Source organism: Vibrio sp. QJM3NY_21 (assembly GCF_057785975.1).
In genome coordinates this window covers 1273920-1291755 of sequence record NZ_CM173514.1, presented here as the reverse complement: position 1 = coordinate 1291755, position 17836 = coordinate 1273920, and the positions used below count along the sequence as shown (strand labels likewise).

At 44.2% G+C, this 17836-nt stretch carries 15 protein-coding genes; 10 read left to right on the top strand and 5 right to left on the bottom strand.

Going from position 1 to position 17836, the window contains the following annotated elements:
* Positions 1-75 precede the first annotated feature (75 nt).
* The 6 genes from AC3CID_RS21265 (at position 76) to gntR (ending at position 6299) form a co-directional block, all read left to right on the top strand.
* Entirely contained in the window at positions 76-1092 is a 1017-nt protein-coding gene (locus AC3CID_RS21265; RefSeq protein ID WP_009845626.1) for a TRAP transporter substrate-binding protein, read from the top strand.
* A gap of 65 nt (positions 1093-1157) precedes the next feature.
* On the top strand, positions 1158-1715 hold the full coding sequence (locus AC3CID_RS21260) for a TRAP transporter small permease subunit (RefSeq protein ID WP_017082453.1): 558 nt from the start codon (positions 1158-1160) through the stop codon (positions 1713-1715).
* Entirely contained in the window at positions 1708-3030 is a 1323-nt protein-coding gene (locus AC3CID_RS21255; protein ID WP_009845624.1) for a TRAP transporter large permease, read from the top strand. The genes AC3CID_RS21260 and AC3CID_RS21255 overlap by 8 nt, the downstream gene beginning before the upstream one ends.
* A 118-nt stretch (positions 3031-3148) precedes the next feature.
* Positions 3149-3646, top strand: coding sequence for a gluconokinase (locus AC3CID_RS21250; RefSeq protein ID WP_017059513.1), 498 nt, complete (start codon positions 3149-3151; stop codon positions 3644-3646).
* 3 nt (positions 3647-3649) lie between these two features.
* Positions 3650-5158, top strand: coding sequence for an NADP-dependent phosphogluconate dehydrogenase (gene gndA / locus AC3CID_RS21245; protein WP_488527401.1), 1509 nt, complete (start codon positions 3650-3652; stop codon positions 5156-5158).
* A 139-nt stretch (positions 5159-5297) separates the two neighbouring features.
* Positions 5298-6299, top strand: coding sequence for a gluconate operon transcriptional repressor GntR (gene gntR, locus AC3CID_RS21240; protein WP_488527400.1), 1002 nt, complete (start codon positions 5298-5300; stop codon positions 6297-6299).
* Positions 6300-6414: 115 nt separating this feature from the next.
* On the opposite strand, the gene AC3CID_RS21235 is transcribed toward gntR, so the two are convergent.
* The 3 genes from AC3CID_RS21235 to AC3CID_RS21225 all read right to left on the bottom strand — a co-directional run bounded on the left by AC3CID_RS21235 (position 6415) and on the right by AC3CID_RS21225 (position 10662).
* Positions 6415-7197 (bottom strand): siderophore-interacting protein, encoded by a 783-nt coding sequence (locus tag AC3CID_RS21235; protein ID WP_017094989.1) that lies wholly within the window; start codon positions 7195-7197, stop codon positions 6415-6417.
* A 201-nt stretch (positions 7198-7398) separates the two neighbouring features.
* The gene (locus AC3CID_RS21230) at positions 7399-8877 is read right to left on the bottom strand and encodes a peptide MFS transporter (protein ID WP_017094988.1); all 1479 of its coding nucleotides are present in this window, start codon (positions 8875-8877) and stop codon (positions 7399-7401) included.
* Positions 8878-9291: 414 nt separating this feature from the next.
* Positions 9292-10662: an L-serine ammonia-lyase gene (locus tag AC3CID_RS21225; protein WP_054547076.1), complete on the bottom strand. Its 1371-nt coding sequence runs from the start codon at positions 10660-10662 to the stop codon at positions 9292-9294.
* A 311-nt stretch (positions 10663-10973) separates the two neighbouring features.
* Here AC3CID_RS21225 and AC3CID_RS21220 point away from each other — a divergent pair, with 311 nt between their 5' ends.
* Complete coding sequence (locus AC3CID_RS21220; RefSeq protein WP_488527399.1) at positions 10974-11852, top strand: YdcF family protein; 879 nt, start codon at positions 10974-10976, stop codon at positions 11850-11852.
* Between the two features lie 4 nt (positions 11853-11856).
* Here the strand turns inward: AC3CID_RS21220 and AC3CID_RS21215 are convergent, their stop codons facing one another.
* Together AC3CID_RS21215 and AC3CID_RS21210 are read right to left on the bottom strand one after the other, a co-directional pair.
* Positions 11857-12534 (bottom strand): hypothetical protein, encoded by a 678-nt coding sequence (locus AC3CID_RS21215; protein WP_171315733.1) that lies wholly within the window; start codon positions 12532-12534, stop codon positions 11857-11859.
* A gap of 209 nt (positions 12535-12743) precedes the next feature.
* Positions 12744-12998: a putative hemolysin gene (locus AC3CID_RS21210; RefSeq protein ID WP_017079683.1), complete on the bottom strand. Its 255-nt coding sequence runs from the start codon at positions 12996-12998 to the stop codon at positions 12744-12746.
* 370 nt (positions 12999-13368) lie between these two features.
* Here AC3CID_RS21210 and AC3CID_RS21205 point away from each other — a divergent pair, with 370 nt between their 5' ends.
* From AC3CID_RS21205 to AC3CID_RS21195, 3 genes are all read left to right on the top strand, one after another.
* A complete protein-coding gene (locus AC3CID_RS21205; protein ID WP_065607757.1) occupies positions 13369-13887 on the top strand; it encodes an NUDIX hydrolase in 519 nt (172 codons plus the stop codon).
* A gap of 227 nt (positions 13888-14114) precedes the next feature.
* A complete protein-coding gene (locus tag AC3CID_RS21200; RefSeq protein ID WP_171307955.1) occupies positions 14115-15878 on the top strand; it encodes an ABC transporter ATP-binding protein in 1764 nt (587 codons plus the stop codon).
* On the top strand, positions 15872-17656 hold the full coding sequence (locus AC3CID_RS21195; RefSeq protein ID WP_171307954.1) for an ABC transporter ATP-binding protein: 1785 nt from the start codon (positions 15872-15874) through the stop codon (positions 17654-17656). Before AC3CID_RS21200 ends, AC3CID_RS21195 begins: the two co-directional genes overlap by 7 nt.
* Positions 17657-17836: the final 180 nt, after the last annotated feature.

Below are 17836 nucleotides of genomic sequence, written 5' to 3'. Positions count from 1 at the left end.
GGTAACATCCATCTCAACGTTACCGGTAACATATAATTACAAACCGGACTCTGTGAAACTCATAAGGATACCCAAATGAAAGCTCTGACTAAAACGCTGATTGCTGCCTCCCTCACTGGTCTATTTGCTACTTCAGCAATGGCTGCTGACTTTAAACTTAAAATTCAATCTTCAGATCCTTCTGGTGACTTGAACTTCAAAGTTCAGCAGAAGTGGGCTGAGCGCGTAGAGACGATGTCTAACGGACGTATTGATATCGATCTTCTGCCTGTAGGCGCTGTGGTTAAGCACACAGAAACGCTAGGCGCGATCAAAATGGGTATCTTAGATGGCCACATCACAGCAACAGGTTACTTCTCTGGTAAAGATCCAGCATTCGGCCTAATTGGTAACATGGTTGGTGCATGGTCAGACACAACGCAACTGCTTCAGTACATGAACTACGGCGGCGGTAACGAGCTAATGACTGAACTGTATAAGCCTTACGGTGTTCAGTTTGTTGGTGCTTCTACGACGGGTGTTGAATCTTTCATTTCTAAAAAGCCAATCGATGGTGTTGCGGATCTTAAAGGATTGAAATTACGTGCGCCTGAAGGCCTAGTTCAACAAGTATTTGCAGCCGCGGGTGCGACTCCAGTAAACCTGCCGGGTTCTGAAGTATTTACTGGCCTGAGCAAAGGCGTAATTGATGCCGCGGACTACACAGTATTTTCAACAAACCAAAAAGCGGGCATGAACGACATTGCTACCCACCCAGTTCAACCGGGCTTCCACTCATTGCCGCTTATCGATATATCTATTTCTCAGAAGAAATGGGACAAGATGCCAGCTGATCTACAAACAATGCTGCAAACATCAGTGCGTGACTTCTCTTACGACATGACGACTCAGCTGAAAATGGCTGACCAAGCGGCATTGAAAGAAGCTCAAGCGAACCCAGAAATCACTATCCACGACTGGTCTCAAGAAGAGCGTAAGAAGTTCCGTGAAATCGCGAAAGGCCAATGGAAAGTATTTGCAGAGCGTTCTGATAATGCAGGGAAAGTTTACACCTCAGTGACTGTGTTCCTAGAAGAAAACGGCTTACTGTAATTTAAACTTAGTTTACTGACGGGGGAGGGCATTGCTCTCCCGTATTCTCCCAGGATATTTGGCCCATGACAGACAAAACTCCCCATGCCCCAGCTGAAAACGACGAGCAACCAAGAAATGCGCTTGATCGTTTTGTTATAAAGTTCAGTAATCTCGTTAGCTGGTTGTTTATTTTTACTGTATTGATTTCATTTTATGAAGTTGTGATGCGTTACGCATTCGATGCCCCGACCACATGGGTACATGAAACAGCTTCTTTCATCGGTGGTTCTTTATTCATTATTGGTGGTATCTACGCGTTTGCCGCGAATAAGCATGTACGTGTAGTTCTTATCTACGATTCAGTGTCTAACCAAGCACGTAAATATCTTAATCTCGTTCACCATATTGTGGGTTTGGCCTTTGCCGGCATGCTCGCTTATGCGGCTTACTTCACCGCAGAGGAAGCATGGTTTGCGCCATGGGGTGAATTCCGTCTTGAAACATCAGGCTCAGTATTAAACGCGCCTTATCCTGCGCTGCTGAAAGGCCTGATTTTTGTCGTTTTGTGTGTTCTTGTTGTCCAGTTTGTATTGCACCTAATCCAAGAGTTGATGGGTCTAAGGAAGAATGACGATGTTTGATTTATCTTCTATTGGTATCGCATGGGGCAGCTTGCTCATGCTGGTTATGATGATTGGCTTGCTACTGACCGGTATGCAGCTAGCGTTCGTAACAGGCTTTGTCGCGATTTTCTTCACTTTATGCTGGTTTGGCCCTGATGCCTTGCCTTTGATCGCAAGCCGTACCTACAGTTTTGCTTCTGGTTATGTGTTCTTAGCAGTACCGATGTTCGTTTTGATGGCGGCTTTATTAGACCGTTCGGGGATTGCGCGTGACCTGTTTGATGCAATGAAATCTGTCGGCCGTAAAGTTCGTGGTGGTGTTGCAGTTCAAACGCTATTAGTTGCGGTTCTATTGGCTTCCATGTCCGGTGTTATCGGTGGTGAAACGGTACTACTAGGTATTCTTGCACTGCCACAAATGCTTCGTTTAGGTTACGACCGTAAGCTTGCTATCGGTACAACCTGTGCGGGTGGCGCACTTGGTACCATGCTTCCACCAAGTATCGTACTGATCATCTACGGTATGACAGCCAGCGTATCGATTGGCGACCTGTTTAAAGCTTCTTTCTTGCCAGCGTTTATCCTTGCAGGTTGTTACATCGGCTACGTATTGATTCGCTGTAAGCTGAACCCTTCTCTTGCGCCAATTCCAAGTGATGATGAGACAGAAGAAGACATCGCAAATCAGCCTAGTTACTTCAAAGCTCTGTTCTTCCCATTGCTTTCTGTTGCAACGGTTTTGGGCAGTATCTACACAGGTATCGCTTCAGTAACAGAAGCGTCTGCTTTAGGCGTGGTTGGTATCATGATCAGTGCGCTAATCCGTGGTGAACTGAACTTCAACATGTTGAAAGAGAGTGCCATCGCAACCATGCGTACTTGCGGCATGATCATGTGGATTGGTATCGGTGCAAGCGCATTGGTTGGTATCTACAACCTGATGGGCGGTATTGATTTTGTTGAAGAAACCATCCTTGCGCTCAGTGGCGGTAACGCGACAGTAACGCTATTAATCATGATGGCTATCTTGTTGGTACTAGGCATGTTCCTTGACTGGGTAGGTGTGGCACTTCTAACAATGCCAATCTTCGTTCCAATCATTACTGGCCTTGGGTTCGACCCAGTTTGGTTCGGCGTTGTGTTCTGTCTAAACATGCAGGTGTCGTTCTTGTCACCACCATTTGGTCCAGCGGCTTTCTACCTGAAATCGGTAGCACCAAAAGACATCAGCTTAGGTGAGATTTTCTCTTCACTACTGCCGTTCATTGCACTTCAAGTATTGGTGCTGGCACTGGTTATTATCTTTCCTCAGCTCGCGCTTTGGTGGCAATAACAGCAAAGGTTCCAGAGCGAGTTTAACGTTCAGGAACCTATCAACAGCAACACAAGTTTAACTATTAGATTCGATTGTCAGCCCCTGTTTTGGTTGGGGCTTAGGGAAGACTTGCCTTATGAAAAGCAAAAAAATACTCGTGATGGGCGTATCTGGATGCGGGAAAAGCCTAATTGGTAGCCGTATCGCACAGGCTTTAGAGCTTCAATTCTTTGATGGCGATGACTTCCATCCGCAAAGCAACGTAGAAAAAATGCGTCAAGGTATTCCGCTGACTGACGAAGATCGTCAAGGATGGCTAGAAACACTGAATAAGCAATATATCGAACAGCCAAGTGCTGTGATTGCTTGTTCTGCATTGAAACCTCAATATCGCGACATTCTACGAAAGAATAATGAAGGTTTAGTTATCGTGTACCTACAGGGTAGCTTCGACACCATTTGGAACCGCCACAAAGCGCGCGAGAACCATTACTTCAATGGTCAAGAAATGTTGAAAAGCCAGTTCGCAACCTTGGTTGAACCGAATGAAGCCGATGCGTTGTTTGTTGATATCTCACAAGATGTCGAACAGGTAGTAGAAAGTGCACTCAAACAAATTAAGCAGATAGGCTAAACCATGACTCAGTTAAAAAACGACATCGCGATGATTGGTTTAGGAGTGATGGGCAAAAGCCTAGCACTCAACCTACTGGATAACGGCTTTAACGTTGCTGGCTTTGACTTGAATACAGACAACATTGATCGCGCCAGTTCAGAAGCAAAGCTGCTTAATGAATCGTTTACTGGTAAAGGTAAGTTCACACAAGGGGCTAGCCTTGAGCATGTGCTGCAAGGGCTCGCGAAGCCGCGTGTAATCGCTTTGTCGGTTCCTGCAGGAAAGCCTGTCGATATCGTAGTGAGTAATTTGCTAGAAGCCGGTTTAGAGAGCGACGATATTGTTATCGATACAGGCAACAGTTTATGGACTGACACAGAAGCCCGCGAAGCTAACTATAAAGGCAAGCTTCGTTTCTTCAGCACTGCTGTATCTGGTGGTGAAGAAGGCGCTCGTGTTGGCCCGGCGCTTATGGCGAGTGGTGACCAATCGGCTTGGCAATATGTGAAACCGATGTGGGAAGCGATTGCTGCAAAAGTGGATGCTAATGGGCTACCGGTTGCTCAGTTTGAAGCGGGTGAAGCATGCGCTGCCTATGTTGGTCCTTCTGGTACAGGGCACTATGTGAAAATGGTACACAACGGTATTGAATATGCCGACATGCAGCTCATCTGCGAAGTGTATCAGTTCATGCGTGATGTACTTGAAATGCCAGCTCAAGAGATTGGCCAAGTTTTCGAACAGTGGAACAACGGTGTACTTAATAGCTACTTAATGGAAATCAGTGCCGACATTCTTCAACAAGAAGATTTGGCTACGGGTAAACCATTTGTTGATGTTGTGCTTGATAAGGCTGGCCAAAAAGGCACAGGCTTATGGACAGCAGTTAACAGCCTTCAGGAAGGCTGCCCAACTCCAACCATTGCACAGGCGGTTTATGCACGTGCGATGAGCGGTCAAAAATCACAACGTATTCAAGGGAGCAAACTGCTAAAAGGCAATGTTGCCGATGCGAGTCAGTTGGATAAAAAAGAGGTTATTTCTGAACTTCACGATGCCCTATATTGCGCCAAGTTGTCTGTTTATGCACAAGGCTTTGATTTATTAAAGACAGCGTCAGACAAAGAGGGTTGGAATCTCGATTTCACTCAGATAGCTAAGATCTGGCGAGCAGGTTGTATTATTCGTGCAGCATTCTTACAAGGTATCACATCGGCTTATCAACAAAATGGTGAGCTGGCGAATCTGTTGTTTGACGAGGTTTTCATCAAACAAGTGGAAGAGCGTGAGCTTGCTTGGCGTATCGCCGTTGCTAACTCCGCTTTGTATGGTGTGCCGATGCCGGGGATCAGTTCTGCATTAAGCTACTTTGATTCTCTGCGCTGTGAAGTGTTACCAGCGAATCTATTGCAAGCGCAACGTGACTATTTTGGTTCTCATACCTATTCGCGAGTCGATAGAGAGGAAGCCGAAAAATTCCATGTCACTTGGAGTCAGTCCCCAAGAACTGAAGTAAAAGTGAACGCTTAAACAATCAATAACGCCCTCAACAAGAGGGCGTTTTTAATTATGATGCTGTATCAACATTTTACTAAATTAGGCTTCAAATTCCACGTCAGTCGGATACACTGTTACCAGTAACATAACTCAAAAATAATAATTACTAATTATGTCGAATAAGAAAAAACGTCCAACATTACAAGATGTTGCCAACTTAGTTGGTGTCACAAAAATGACCGTCAGTCGCTGCCTGAGAGACTCTTCTCAAGTATCAGAAGCACTGCGAGATAAGATCAGCGCTGCAGTAGACGAGCTAGGTTATATCCCTAACCGCGCACCAGACATTCTTTCCAACGCAAAAAGCAATGCGATTGGTGTTTTGGTCCCCTCGTTAACTAACCAAGTTTTTGCTGAAGTTATTCGTGGTATTGAGCAAGTCACCGCGCCTGCGGGTTACCAAACCATGATTGCTCACTATGGCTATAGCGCAGAACTGGAAGAGCAGAGCATCGCTTCGCTGCTTTCTTACAACGTTGACGCGATTATCCTTTCAGAAAACGTTCACACTGATAGAGCGCGTAAAATGCTGCAGACTGTTTCTATCCCAGTGATTGAAATTATGGATTCGGTGTCTCCCCGTATTGAACAAGCGGTTGGCTTTGATAACTTCGAAGCGGCAAGAGCTATGACCAAAACCATGCTCGACCGGGGGCGAACCAATATTGCTTACTTAGCGGCTCGTATGGATGAACGTACGCGCTTAAAAATGGCCGGTTATGAACATGCGATGCAAGAAGTCGACAAAACGCCAGTAACGCTGCAAACGGAAGACGCTTCCTCGTTTACTCTTGGTGCAAAACTGATTGGTGAGTTACTTGAGAAACACCCTGAAGTGAATGGCATTTTCTGTACTAATGATGATTTGGCCATTGGTGCTTTTTACGAGTGTGTACGACGTGGTATTCAGGTACCAGAGCAGATGGCGATTGCAGGTTTCCACGGACACGACATCACAGTGGCGATGACGCCGCGTTTAGCGACTGTCGTAACACCTAGGGAGCAGATCGGTAAAGTCGCTGCAGAGCAAGTTGTAGCGCGTTTGCAAGGTAACAATGAATGGGTGGCAAAGCTGGATCTTGGTTATGAGATTGAAGTAGGTGAGAGTATCTAATCTTACACTTCGGCTTTGATCTTCATCGGATTCAAACTAAAACGCCCTTAACGAGATGAACTTTGCTAAGGGCGTTTTCTATTTATCTAGTAAGAAGCTGTAGGTAGTAAAAGACTTAACCAGCTAAAGCTTGAGCATCTTGTTGCTTCAACACTTTGTGGCCATCTTCAGTGACGCCACGTTTCCAATAACTACTGATGTAGATGTTCTCTTTCGCGACTTCTTTTTCGTTGCGGAAGTACTGTCTTAGTTCGCGCATGCTTTCAAATTCACACGCCGTCCAAATCGAAACCTGCCCCTCTAACCATTCTGTGTTGCGAACTGTTTGTGAAAGTGTTTCTTCAGTTGCATCTTCAATTAACCAAGTGACTTTTATACCTTGAGGTACTTCAAGTGTTTGCTTGTCTGCTGCTGAATTGATCTGAATGACAGCGTGGCCTGCTGCGTGTTCCGGAAGCGTTTTTACTTTTGCAGAGAGCGCAGGTAGCGAAGTCATATCTGCCACCAAGAAGAACCAATCCGATTCTAGATTCAGCCCTTGAATTAATCCAGGGCCTGCCACTGAAACCGTGTCACCTACTTCTGCGTTCATTGCCCATCTTGCAGCAAAGCCACATTGCAGATCTGTGGTGATGTGGCGTACGAAATCAACCTCAATCCACTTTTCGACAGGGTTGTACTGACGAATGGTGTAAGTGCGCATGGTTGGGCGCTCACCTTCGTTCAGGTGACTTAAATCTGTGGTGCCGAGTGGCGAGAACAAAAGCTTGATGTAGCCGCCGGCACATTCGGTTGGGTACTTACTTAATCCTTCACCGCTAAGCGTTATACGCTGCATATTCGGTGTAATGGTTGAGGTTTGAGTAACGGTTAATGTGATAGGGCTAGGCTTGCTCATATAAGGCTCTCTTAGATTTTGATTTCCACATCATAATCCTGAACAAGAAAACACTCAATACTAATAATTATCATTTACTTTTATTTACACAAGCGCAACGTAACTTGAACCCGATATCAATAGAAACAAAAATATCGACAAAAAAAGCCCTTTAGAAAACTAAAGGGCTTGGTGTATTGGAACTGTTTAACGTGAGCAGAATTAGCTGTTTGCTTGCTCTAGTTCGATAGTTTCTTCAGCGGCTTTCGCTGCTTCTAGCATCTTACGAATAATGAACGATGCAGCCATTGCGATACCCACCATTACAACCGCTAGGATAGTTAATAGTTGGAAGTAATCACCGTAAACCGTTTGAACGATTTCTTGTGTGATCTCTTGGCCTTTCTCAAGTGCAATAGACGTTGAGAATACAGCACCAACAATGCCTGATAGTGCGATTGCGACAGAGAATAAGCTTACTGAGAAGTTCTCGATGTGCTTAGGTGCAACAGACAGGATGAATGCTACAACCATAGAACCAACAATAACCTCACCAAATGCTAGGAAGAAGTGGATTGCTAAGAACACTTCAGGGCGAATCAGAATATCTTCACCAACGGTTGTTACTGCCATCGTTAAGATACCGAAAGCGATCGCCGTCAGAATGAAAGAGAAACCTACTTTGGTTGCGGTAGAGAAATGAATGTTTTTCTTTTCTAGTTTAGAGAAGATGCCCGTAATGATAGGGCCTGCAACCATACACCAAAGTGGGTTCATTGCCATCGACGCTTCAGGGGCTACAGGGATGAAACCGAATAGATCGCCACGCATTGTATTGATTGCAACCATTGTCATCGATGTCATCATTTGACCGTAGTACACGAAGAAACATGTCGTGAGGAATGTGATGATTAAGATCGTGCCCATTTTCAGCATATCTGACTTCTTCGATTTCATCATCAAAGAGACAAAGTAGATGATCGCTGCACCACCAATTGCGTACACGATGTTCTGGCCGATATCCATGTTAGAAAACATGAAGAATACCAAACCAATCATTGCAGCAGAAAGGCCAAGGAATGCAGCCCAGTGTTTAGTGCTTACTGGTTTTTGGTCGATTTCAGCACTTGCTTCAACAAGGCCTTTGCGAACAAAGAGCATCATCAGAAGTGCGGCACCTGCTAGAGCAGCCGAAAGAAGGAAACCACCGTGGAAACCAACAACCAGCACTAGCATCGGGAACAAGTACTGGCCTAAAAGCGCACCAATATTGTTGACTGAGTAGTTGATAGGGTAGCAGTTTTCGAAATCTTCCTGAGTTTTGAACGTGCGTTTGTAAAGACTTGGGTAAGAAGGGGACATCAAACCACGCGCATAACTCGCTAAAGCAATACCACATAATGCCATTGGAACATTGGTCGCCGCGGCACCAAGTACCAGTAGAGCATAACCACTTGCGAACCCTAGAAAGGCAATGGTCAACGATCGGTATGCGCCTAAAAATTTGTCGGCGATGAAGCCACCTGCAATAGCAAATAGCGGTCCGATTGCAGAGAAAGCACCAACAACCATCATTGTGTCGGCTTCATTGTAGTTAAGATCTTCAAGGAAGAAACGAGTCAAGATCACCATGACGCCATAGAACGAAAGTCCAAACATCATTTGGCAGAACATCATTGATTTGTTTAATCTATTCCACATTATTTTATTCTCACATTAGTATTAAGATGTAGTGTAATAACCTAATTATAATACCATCACTAGCAATACATAAAATGAAACATGCATCCCAAACCGAACTTTACTCGATATACCTTTTCTTATGAGTACATTGATATTTCTCATGAATGAAATTTGCAATGTTAGATTTTGATAATGGATACATAACTGTGAGAAATTTAACTACCTTCATTTGTGGCTAAGTAATGAACGGATAAAGGAAAAGTTAACATTGGTCATATTGTAAAATGTTCAAGTGAGTGTCACTTTTTATTGGCTGTTGGATTTTAGCCAATAAAAAAGCCAGCTTGGTGGCTGGCTTTGTTGAGATATTGAAAACTAAGTTTACAAGAATGCCGTCTCTATAGAGGCTTTCTCCACTCGTGTTCCAGTCTGTTATTCACAAGGTGGTGCCATGTGGATCACGGCTAGGCCACCTAGAGAAGTCTCACGGTACTTTTTGTTCATGTCTTTACCTGTTTGGTACATGGTTGCGATAACCTTGTCTAACGAGATAAGACACTTGCTAGTACGTTTCAGCGCCATACGTGATGCGTTGATGGCTTTCATTGCGCCCATTGCATTGCGCTCGATACATGGCACTTGAACAAGCCCGCCGATCGGATCACATGTCATGCCTAGTGAGTGTTCCATTGCGATTTCAGCTGCGATACAGATTTGCTCGTTGCTGCCACCGCGCAAAGCGGTTAAGCCTGCTGCAGCCATTGATGAAGACACGCCAACTTCGCCCTGACAACCCACTTCTGCACCAGAAATCGAAGCGTTGGTTTTGTACAAGATGCCAATAGCGCCAGAGACTGCTAAAAAGTCTTTCAACTGCTTGGTGTCTAGCTCTTTGATGAAACGATGGTAGTACATTAATACCGCAGGAATAACGCCAGCCGCACCATTGGTTGGAGATGTTACCACTTGGCCACCCGCTGCGTTTTCTTCGCTTACAGCAAAGGCAAACAGGTTAATCCAATCCATGATCTCCATTGGATCGTTTTCAATCGAAGCATTCGCCTCAAGCTTTTTCAAAAGAGCAGGCGCTCGACGCGTCACTTCTAAACCGCCATCAAGAATACCTTCGGTGTCAAAGCCACGCTGCATGCACAGAGACATCACCTTCCAAATTTGGTCAGCTTTTTGGTCAATCACGTCCATGCCTTGAAAAGACACTTCATTGCGCAGGATTAAGCCACCAAGGCTAAGCCCTTGTTGTTCAGATAATTCAAGTAATTGATCGGCAGAAGTAAAAGGGAATTCAACTTGTGTTTCTGACTCTGACTTGCCGTTTTGCAGTTCATCAGCGGTCGCGATAAAGCCACCACCAATGGAGTAGTACGTTTCCATATCTAGAAGACTACCGCTTGCGTCAAAGGCAGAGATGGTCATGCCGTTTTCATGAAGTGGAAGATTGGTTTTGTGGAAGAGTAGGTCGCTTTCTACATCGAAATGAATTTCGTGGTTACCGCTAACCATTAAAGATTTATCTTCAATCGCTTTACGCATTGCTTGGTTAGCACTAGTAATCTTAATAGTGTCGGGGCGGTTACCGAGCAAACCTAACAAAGTTGCTCTGTCTGTGTGGTGACCAATACCCGTCAATGATAACGAGCCGTATAAGTCGATTTGAATACGCTTCACTTGCTTAAGCTGAGCATCAATTTTTTGGGTAAAGTTAAACCCAGCGATCATTGGTCCATTTGTGTGGGAGCTGGACGGGCCAACCCCAATTTTGTAGATATCAAAAATAGACAGCATAGTAACTTCCTGTGAAGACGGTTCGATGAACGAACTCTGGTTAAAGTATATCTTTTGTTAACCTCACTTCTTTGAGTGAGCGTATTCTTTCAATGAGATTAATGTTAACAAGCGTGTAGTTCGATGAAATACAAGACCGTGCTATTTTTGCTTTATATAGCTGCACGTTGATTCTTGTGTACCATAAGATGTTGCTATCAATAGTGAGCATTATTGCGAGCTACATTTAGGAATTTAAAAATACTTTTGTTAAGAACTATTGTATACATAATTCACTCCATCTAATCACTAAAACGAGACTTGAACATAAAATGAGCATTAATCACCTCCTTATTGTGCTAGGTAAGCGACTTAATGGGAATAAATTGACTGATGAAGGCATCAGTCGAGTTGATGCTTTGGTGGAGTATCTGGCGGGGCCTTTGGCAGAAGAGCCTATTCAGAAAACGGGTGTTGCATTTTGTGGCGGGGTGACAAAAGGTCAAACCACCTCTGAAGCGGATGCAATGCACCAGTATTTTCGAATTCTGGAAAGCCAGCGAGAATATCCGTTTTCCTTGGGGGCGATTTTGCTTGAGCAGAACTCGACAAATACGGTTGAGAACATTCAGAACTTAGCTTCAGAGATGATTGAAAGTGGACTGTTTACCCGTGGGCAGAGTGTGAAGGTGACGTTTGTTTCGAATGACTACCATTTACAACGTATTTTCGAGATCCAATCGCTCATGGACGAACAAGGCTTGCTTAAGGTTTTGGTTGAGAAGTGCTCTGCACTTGGGGTGGAACTACAAGTCGATCCTCAGCTAGAAGCTCATGTTGCGGTGCCATATCCTCATCAAAATACTCAAGGGCAATTGTTTCTGTTGATGGATGTGCTGACAACCTATCGAGTTTATCTTGAAGGTGTTTCTGCGGGCACATTCAAGCGAGATTTGGAGTTAGTTAGGAGGGAGCCTAAAAGACTGTCGTTGGAGGCATTGATAGCGGTAAAGGCGTTAGTAGAGGGGGTGCCTCATTTTGACATCGTCGACAGCTTACTCCCAGTATTGGAGCGCTGTATCCAGCAGACTTCAGTGGGTACCGACATAAAAAAAGTCAGGGAGTACCTAGCATTACTCGATACTAACCTGACTTTATTGAATCGTTATTTAGACCCAGAATCGGATCACACACATCGCTGGTGGCGATAGATGTTTATTTCTTTCTCGTGATGCCAATAACGGTCTTTAAGCTCGCAAACGCAATCAGGCAGTAAGCCAAAAGTTCAGTGCCTTCTTCTGCGATGTTTTTAACCACGCGCACATAATCATCGCCCATAACATTGTGCCAAAAGCTGCCCATGCCAAATAGACGAGAGAACACCAACAGTAGCATTACGCCAGTAACGAGTAAGTTCATGTGTGGGGAGGCAAGAATAAGCGCAAGCTGATCAATGGTTCTTTTACCATTCTTAATCGCATAGAAAATTGCACTGCCAGCAACCAATAGGGCAGGGACAACCCATGCACCATGTACGATCTTGTCGAACCAAAAATCCATTTCACGAATGAACAACACTGCGAAGAATGCGCTGATAAGAAGAGCTGCGTGCTTAACTTCGCGCCTCTCTCTTGCTAAATAAGCAAAAGAGCCAGATGTCACGATAAGCAGTAACTGTTGCAGCATCTCGGTCGCCGAGACCTCACCAACATTGCCATTTAGCAATACAAAATCAATTCGAAGTGCAAGGTTTGCGACAATGCCTATCGCTAAAACAACGAGAGCTGTTTGGCATCGTTTGTAAATCACTTGAGATGTCGATTGGGAAAGGGTGAACTCTGGCAGTTCAAACGACATTGGAGTTTGTTCATTGGTTTTAGATTGGCTTTTCATAGTAATTCGATGTGTAAATATTTGTAACGGGCAGGCATTCTATCGGCCTCGGTTAGCGCTATGTCAGAGTTATGTCAGGAATAAAACAGTGTTCAATTGGTGTGTGTACGGTAAACCGCTGCCTTATGGCAGGCAGTTTACGTAACATAATTGAATTTTTAGGGGGAGGGTTTTAAAGCTTTGATATTGGAAACTTGTAATAGAAGTTATTACTTTTCAGTTTCTTGCTCATGGTTATTGCGGTAGTACTCCCATTGCTCGATACGTTCACCGTCATCGAATACACAGTAAGTTGTACGCTGATTGTTTTCAGTAACCGTGTCTAATTCACCGTCCTGTTGAACACAATAAACCGCTGCTGGGTTAGCGACTGAAACACGTTGGCCTTCGCTATATTCTGCATAGTCGTTTGCACAACCGCCTAATACAACGGCACATACAGCCATCAAACCAATTTTCTTCATGTCTATCTCCTACGTGATAACTCTATAATCGAATGCGTTAAGTTCTACAGAACCAAATGAGAAGCTCTATGAAATTAGTATATTTTAGATTTCAGAAAAGGTTGTCCTAATTTGGTCAAGATATTGAAATAGGTTGATATTTCGCTATTTTTAAGTGCTTTTTGAGTGTTTGATCAGGCTGGCATAGCTGATGTTATAAAAGGAACAGCCTCCGTCAATAAGGCGCTACTTGATGGTTGTTTTGACTCGATAGCCGTGGGCGAACAGCGATCAAAAGCAGAGGGTATGTGTTCTTGTGGGGGACGGAGAACCTCGAATCTATTGATGATTATGATATGATGCCGCCAAATTCAGTAGAGCAGTCAGAATCATGAGACACCTAAAAACCACCATCCACCCTGATATCGATCATCTAGACAATAAAACGGTATACAAGCGTAATGCTGCCCGCGCCATTGTATTAGATGGTGAAGACATTCTGATGCTCTATACAGAGCGTTATCACGACTACACCATTCCTGGTGGTGGTTTGGATGAAGGTGAAGATGTGATTGCTGGTATGGTGCGTGAACTCGAAGAAGAGACAGGCGCGAAGAATATCCATAGCATTAAGCCGTTTGGCATTTTTGAAGAGTTCCGTCCTTGGTATAAAGACGATGCAGATATGATGCACATGATTTCTTACTGCTACTCATGCAAGATTGATCGTGAGCTTGGTGAAACGGCTTACGAAGATTATGAAGTGAAAAACGGGATGAAACCGGTGTGGATGAATATCCATGAAGCGATCGCTCACAACGAAAAAACCATGGCTGAGAGCTCTAAGAAGGGCATGAGCATTGAACGTGAAACCTTTTTGCTGCATTTAATTGCCAAAGAGATGCTTTAGCCTTTATCAGTACAAGCCTGTTAAGTTATTTATTTGCCGCCACTTTTGGCGGCAAAGTTGTTTCTAGCGATGCTAAAATGTAATAGCGGTAATTAATTATTGAATATGGTTGATATTGTCAACTAAGTAACTTTAATGTATCTTTAGCTCAGTGATGACCCTATCTAGCTAGCTGCCCGGTCATATCGCTAGTTCTCCCTGTGAGCCTGCCCTAAACAAAGAATTCCATGAATAAAAGACAGTTTATTGCCCACTATTTGCGTATGAATCGCAATTCTTATTTGTTGGCAATAGTTTTCATTTTTCTCGTCAACTGGTTACAAGTAGAGATCCCTCGTTATATCCAATTGGCGATAGATTTGATTGATGACGCTTCTTCAACTGGCCATCAGCAGCTGCAAAGCTATGTTTGGATTGTAGTCGGCATGTCTGTCGCCATGGTGGTGGTGAGAATTCTGTCTCGTATCTATGCGCTTAATCCGGGGCGAATTACAGAAGCAGCGCTCAAAAGTACACTTCTACAAAAGCTGAATCGCTTACCGAGCAGCTTTCATGAACGTTTTGCTTCGGGTCGACTCATCTCGATTATCAACAACGACCTTAGTGGTATCCGACTGCTGTTTGGTGTCGGCTTCTTGCAGTTCTTTAATGCGTTGCTTGCGTTGTCGTTGACGCCTCTTTACATGTGGCGCATATCGCCAGAACTCACACTGTATTCGATCATTCCTATCTCAATCGCTTTTGTGATTTTCCGTGTGGGCTTCAAGCGTATGAAAACACTGCATTTAGAGCACATGAAACGTCTACAAAACTTGTCTGCTCAGCTAATGAGTTACCTGTCTGGGATTGATTTGATTAAGAGCCAGCAGATGTCACCTTGGGTGAAAACCGAAACTGAAAAGCTTAACCAGTTATTGCTTGAGTGCCGCCTTAAAATCACACGTATTCAAGTCTTCTTTATGCCGGTACTCGACTACGCCAATGACCTGATGAAAATCATCATTCTTGGGCTTGGTGGCTACATGTTAATGAGACAAGAGCTAACCCTCGGTGAGATTACTGCTTTCCTAACTTACTCGGTTTTACTGGCTATGCCATTGATGCAGCTTGGCAGAATCGCGACCATTTATCAGCGTGGCATGGTAGGTATTCAGAGTGCACAGACTATTCTTAACGCCAAAGTTCCCGAGCTTGATGAAGATAAGCTCACGGAGTTAGATGTTGAATCGCTAAAGGGAAAAACGTTTTCCGTTCGCAATCTCAGCTTCAGCTATTCGGGTGAAGAGCGTGTGATTCTTGATGACATCAGCTTTGATATTCCTGCTGGTAAGAAAGTCGGAGTGCTTGGTGGAATCGGAGCGGGTAAAACGACATTAGTGAACTGCTTGAACCATCACTTGGATGTACCAGAAAGTTCAGTTTTCCTTGGCGAAAGGGATATCACTAGCTTCTCACGCAGTGACTTGCGCCGTTACGTGAAAACCGTGACTCAAGACCCTTTCCTGTTTTCAGCAACCGTCGAAGATAATATCCGCTTTGGTAGCTTAGATACTGACTTGGCAAAGAGTCAGGTTGATGAAGTGCTTGAGCTCAGCCAGTTGGCGAGTGACGTTACTCGTTTTGAGCATGGTGACCAAACCTTAGTCGGTGAGAAAGGGATCATGTTGTCAGGCGGTCAGAAGCAGCGTTTAAGTATTGCTCGCGCTTTATTACAACCCATCGATCTGATCATCATGGATAACGTTCTATCGGCCGTCGACTATGAAACAGAACGAAAGATCTTGGAAGGCCTGTTTAAGCGCTTGGAAAATCAGTCAGTACTTGTGGTTTCACACCGCGTTAATGCCCTTGAATATATGGATGAAATCATCGTGTTGAACGAAGGTAAAGTGATCGCGAAGGGCGACCACGCCACGTTATTGAAAACCTGTGATTACTATTACGATACATGGCAACTACAGCAGAATGAAACGGAGGCAGCAGCATGTTAAAAGGCGTTGATCTCAAGTACCTCAAGCACTTTTTTAAGTTTGCTAAGAAATACAAAGGTTCTGCGATTCTGGGCATCGCTATGCTTCCGCTCTCTGTCATTACAAGCTTATTGTTTCCTTGGCTGATCATTCAAGTGATTGATGTACACCTGAGCCATGGGGATATGGATGGATTGCTCGAGTACGTTTTCTATCTAGTCGCAGTTCTGGTGGCGAGTTATGTGGTGGATACTATCTATTCATACAACCTGCGTAAAACAGGTCAATATACGATAACCGACATGCGTTCAGTGTTGTTTGCTCGCGTGCTTAAATTGCCACGCAGCTATTTTGATAACACACCGATTGGCGTAACACTTTCACGATTAACCAGTGACTTGGAAACCATCGGCGAGACATTTGTTCAGTCGGTTGTAGGTCTAGTTAAAGACAGCATCAATACCATTGCTCTGTTGGTGATGATGTTCTTCATTGATTGGCAGTTAACGATGATTGTATTGATCATTATGCCGCCAGTGATGTATTTGACGGTGTATGTGAGAAACCGACTTCGCGCTTTATATAAGGTGACTCGTTCTTCGCTCGCTCGTGGTATTGGCTTTTTACAAGAAGTCTTATTTGGTATGAAAACGGTTCAGATGTATCGAGCTGAAGAGCAAGTCGAACAACGCTACCAAGGCTATACTGATGAGTTTCTGAGAGCACAGAAGAAAATCAATAAATACGATGCGATTTTGTTCTCGTTTATCTCGGGCATTACCTCAATCACGATCGCAATTATGATCTGGTATGGCTCTGAGCAAGTGATAGAAGGGGCACTCACCTTGGGTGTGCTAATTGCGTTCATCAACACCTTAGAAAAAGTGTTTGTTCCGATCCGTGACTTTACGTCGCAGATTGCTTCGATTCAGAGTTCATTTGCAGCGTTTGACCATATTGAAGAGCTGTTTGTTGAGTCGACTGAAGAGGAAGGGCGTAACCTGCTGCCATCGAGCAAGGTTGAAAAACAGCTCGAACAGTTTGTGAGCCTGGAGTTTAAGAACGTGAGCTTCCGTTACAAAGACGACTCTCCCTACGTTCTAAAGAATGTTTCGTTTGTATTGGAGAAAGGGCATCAAATCGCGCTTGTGGGTTCTACGGGATCGGGCAAGTCGACAATTCTGCGTCTAATCTCTAAAACCTACCAAGACTATGAAGGCAGCATTCTACTGAATGGAATAGAGCTATCGCAGATCTCAAGCGAAGACTCTGCTCATTTGTTCTCAATGATGATGCAAGACGTGCACTTATTTGAAGAGACAATCCAATTCAATATCGCGCTGGGTAAAACGCATTTATCTAGAACTGAGGTTGAGCAGGCAGCGCGCTATGTTTATGCCGATAAGTTTATTGAACAATTGCCACAAGGTTATGACTTCCACTTGGAAAAGAACGGCTCCAATTTGTCTGTGGGGCAAACGCAGCTTATTTCGTTCGCACGAGCGGTTGCACAGGGTGGTCAATTGATGATGCTTGATGAGGCGACCAGTTCGGTAGATTCAATCACCGAAGACCTCATCCAAAAAGCGATGCAGCGTCTGTTTAAGGAAAAAACCGTGATTGCGATTGCGCACCGTTTGAGTACCGTTCGTCACTCGGATACGATTCTGGTATTGGAAAAGGGTGAAATTGTTGAGCAAGGTAATCATCAACAGCTGGTGGCATACAATGGAATTTACGCAGGGTTGTTGAATGAATCGATTGTCGAAACGGGCGATTCCCAAGTTACGGTAGCCTGATTGCCTCAAATTTAGGCTGTTGCTTTCGATAAGATAAATTGGCTTTGTCTATGCTTCACCAGTTTCTATTGTTTTCTAATACTCCCAAGAGGTTAGGGAAATTAAACATATTTTTCGATTATTAATATGTTATGATCTCCCTACTACTAAAGGGGTGTCTTCGTGCATCGGGATGTATGC